Source organism: Alphaproteobacteria bacterium (assembly GCA_018063245.1).
Lineage (GTDB): Bacteria > Pseudomonadota > Alphaproteobacteria > JAGPBS01 > JAGPBS01 > JAGPBS01.
In genome coordinates this window covers 1-3,852 of record JAGPBS010000087.1, presented here as the reverse complement: position 1 = coordinate 3,852, position 3,852 = coordinate 1, and the positions used below count along the sequence as shown (strand labels likewise).

Sequence of the window (3,852 nt, the reverse complement as noted above, 5' to 3'; positions counted from 1 at the left end):
CCCACAACCCTTGGCAGCCTGAGTGTAGGAGGCTCCGCTGCCGGGTTGTGGACTTTTGGATAACTTATCCTCTAAAGCGGACATTTCTATCTTGCTCTAAAGCGGACATTTCTATTTTGCCTTGACATATGAGGGTTTTTTGTTGACATATTCATATATTTTTATTATATTTCATTCTATTCATTTAAAACCATTCATTTTATGAGATATATCAATGTCAGCCATTAGCCTTCAGCCTTCAGCAGACCCTCAGCAAACAATCACTGCCTATCTGTATGATCCTGAATATCTCACTCCTTTTATCCTTGAGCATCCACGTTTCGCTAAAAAATACACATTTCCCCTTCGCAACCTCACTGTCCATCACACGCCCCTTTTTGAAAGATTCTTTATTCTTGTTTCTAAAAAAGAACGCGAGGCTTTGCCAGACATCTATAAGCGCACGGGCTGGACGAAACTCTTAAAAGCTCACTATTATCTTTTTGGGAAAGAGGATTGCCCTCCTGATTTCCCCGCTGATGAACGTGAGACAAAAGTACAAAACTTAGAAAAAAGCCTTTCTATCTTACGTAAAAAGCACCCAATTCTTTATCCCACAAAGCCCTCCTGCTTCACCTTTTTAACATCCTTCTTCACAAACTGGAAAATCTCTGCAGAAGAACTCAACTCAACAGAAGAAGTCACAGCTCTTTGTCAAAGCTATTTAGGCTATTTTTATGACTCTGGAATAGGCACACCTAAAAATATGGAAGATGCAGCCATATCACATCACCTAGCTGTTTTGAGAAAAGGAGTAATGTCACATTTTTTCCTTGCAAATCATTACTGGCACGAATCCCTTCCTGACATGGCAATTCCTCATTTTGAAATCGCTGCTAAAGCTGGATACACGCCTGCACAAAGCCGATTAGGCTATATCTATTCATATAAGAGCATGACGGATAGAGCCTATCTTGCTAATGCCTTGGAGTGGAATAAACGAGCGGCTGACCAAGGAGACAGGGTGGGTCAGGACAACCTCGGCTACTTATATGATTCCAATGATGATCTTTCTATCGATCCTGATCAAATTGAACAGCTCTATAAACTCTCAGCGACACAGGGCTATACCACAGCGCAACACAACCTTGGTCAATTTTACATCAATCACAATCGGCCGCATGAAGCAATTCCCTATCTAGAGCTGGCAGCGCAACGTTTCAATATCGAGAGTATGGTCTTATTGAGCAATTGCTATCACTACGGCATCGGCACTGAAGTTAATTATGAAAAAGCAGTTGCTCTCTATACAATTGGTGCTGCTAAAGATGATCCTCGATTTATCAATAACCTGGGCTTTTGTTATGAAACTGGTATCGGCGTTGAAAAAGATCTAGACAGAGCGATTGAACTTTATAAAAGAGCAATAGCCCATGATCACCCTGATGCTTTTTATAATTATGCACAGCTCCACTTTTATGGGATGGGCATCCCCAAAAATATCCCTGAGGCTTTCTCCTTGTATAAAAGAGCTGCAGATGAAGATCATAAACCCGCACAATACATGGTTGGCGCCTTATTATACCGCTCTAACGGTGAAATCCCTCAAGACCTACCAGAGGCAATTCGTTATTTTAAAATGCATTATGAAGGAGAGCAAACCTCTTACTCTAACCCCATCAGAATTAGCAATTTTCCTAGGACCGGCTATTCACGCAATGAATTTTTAAATAGCTCACGAGCACTTCCTGCACACAAACTGCCTTTATACATACAGGCTCACCTATATCTCATCAAAGGCCCTTTCTTGCCCTTTGCCACCTATGAAAATGCACAGAATATGGATGTGCAAAAAATCAAAGAGATATACGACCTCCTCTTCACTGATCTCGACAGAGCTTGGGATCTACTGCCAGAAGATACACTCAGAGATTTCATTTATCAGCTCTCAAGACTCATGGAGCGCGTCTATTATTTTAACCCTGAGAACAATGCATCCAATGAAGCAGAAATTGCAGAATCATACTTAAAAGACCTCAAACTACCAGCAAAAAAATCAACCTTAAGACAACGAACAGCATCCACAAAAAAACAGAATACCTACTCTCCAGCTGTCTCGATAAAATTCGTGCCAACACCACAAGCTCAGGTAAAAGCAGAACCTTCAGCTCCTATAAATTCAAATCTGAATCCTATGCCTGCTCCACAAAAACCAAAAAAAGCGCCAAAAAAACCTCAAGCTCCAAAAACTGACAACTTTGAAGATTATAAGGCTCATATCCAAAAAGTCTTAACAGACCTCAAAAAACGTGAAACGACAATGCGTCATTTTTATCTCAAGAATTGCGATGGTCAGGTGCGAAAACTCATGCAGGCTCTTTTTGACAAAGATGATATGACAATCACTGATGTCAATAAGCTCATTGAGCATCTAGCAAAAAAATACAATGGTGAAACGCGCCAAGGAAGCAGAACTGGCGGGATGCTCATTCTGAAAATCGGGGATCTCACAACAGGCGGCCATGCACCACACGGCGGTAAAACAGATGTTGATAAAGGCGCTCTTGCTGATCTCAGACAACTGCTCACCTCTCATTTTGCACGCAATATTTAAAAATCAATTGACAAAACATACTTTCTACTACATTATACATTAAATTTATTTAAATGGTATTTATTATGACATTAGCGACACAAGCAATCGATTCTCAATCACCCTTACCAGAACAGCAGCTTAAATTCTATCTTTATGATATCGAACGAGGCAATCCATTTGTGATCAATAGAGTAACGATGAGCACTCTTGAGGTCTCTCCTCAATCTCTTCAAGCCCAAACCGAGTCAATTTTTGACAAATTCGTTGTCTATCTGAAACCCGCAGAGCGCGATGCTTTGCCTCAGCAGCTCAAAGATCAGGGATGGAAAGACTGTCTCGATGCCTATTCTCTTTTGGTATCTGCGGATGATTTAATCGACGCTGATGAGCATCAAAAATTAGCCCATGAAACCAATATCCCAAAGGCACTAGCGCTTTTGAAAGATCTCTGTGAATCCCCTCATGTTGGCCAGGCTCTCTGCGCCATTATTCACTACACACTCGGTCGGTTTGAATTTCTCAACAATGATCCAGAAGCAGCTATCAAACATCTTAAACTAGCCGCAAAAGGCGATTTCACAAAAGCAATTGCTGAATTAGCTCTATATTATGACACCGGCACTTTAGTAAAACAAAACTACCCAAAAGCACTCACATATTACAAAATAGCCGCAAAACGAAACCACGCTGCTGCACAAAACAATCTGGGTTATTTATATGAGCATGGTTTAGGTATCCCTCAAAACTTAGCAAAGGCTTTTAAATATTATCAGCTTGCTGTGCAAAATGGAGACCTAGAGGCTCTCCATAATCTGAATTACTGGTATCAAGAAGGCATATTCGTTGAAAAGAATCTAAGAGTAGCTTTTGATTACGCAAAGAGAGCTGCTGATAAAGGATCCTCACGCGCACTGACAACAGTGGGTTATCATTATATCAGAGGCGTCGAAGTTGAAAAAAACCCTCAAGAAGCTGTTCGATGTTATGAAGCTGCCGCAAAATTAGGTCACCCTAATGCTCATTATAATCTAGGGAGCCTCTATCATGAAGGTGTTCATCTGCCAAAAGACTTACAAAGAGCGCTTATGCACTTTGAGCAATATGTTCCCAATTTTCCAGATGATCAAAGTGCATTTTCATTCGTCCAATTTCTAGGTAGTGTCGACATTTAATTTTTTTTATGATATACTGAACTTCTAATAATAAGAAAAGGAGTTGAAAGTTGTATGATTTAAGGGATGACCAATGGGAAGCAATTAAGGATAGCCTCCCAGGAA

The 3,852-nt window shown here is 40.6% G+C and carries 2 protein-coding genes; both read left to right on the top strand.

All coding sequences use genetic code 11. From position 1 onward, the window contains the following. Positions 1 to 214 precede the first annotated feature (214 nt). The gene (locus tag KBF71_08935; GenBank protein ID MBP9878436.1) at positions 215 to 2,593 is read left to right on the top strand and encodes a sel1 repeat family protein; all 2,379 of its coding nucleotides are present in this window, start codon (positions 215 to 217) and stop codon (positions 2,591 to 2,593) included. Between the two features lie 65 nt (positions 2,594 to 2,658). Continuing rightward, a complete protein-coding gene (locus KBF71_08930; GenBank protein ID MBP9878435.1) occupies positions 2,659 to 3,747 on the top strand; it encodes an SEL1-like repeat protein in 1,089 nt (362 codons plus the stop codon). The last annotated feature ends 105 nt before the right edge of the window (positions 3,748 to 3,852 follow it).

Bases quoted from the DNA above. Each gene is read 5' to 3' on its own strand.
- KBF71_08935 (MBP9878436.1), top strand. From the start codon at position 215: ATGTCAGCCATTAGCCTTCAGCCTTCAGCAGACCCTCAGCAAACAATC.
- KBF71_08930 (MBP9878435.1), top strand. From the start codon at position 2,659: ATGACATTAGCGACACAAGCAATCGATTCTCAATCACCCTTACCAGAA.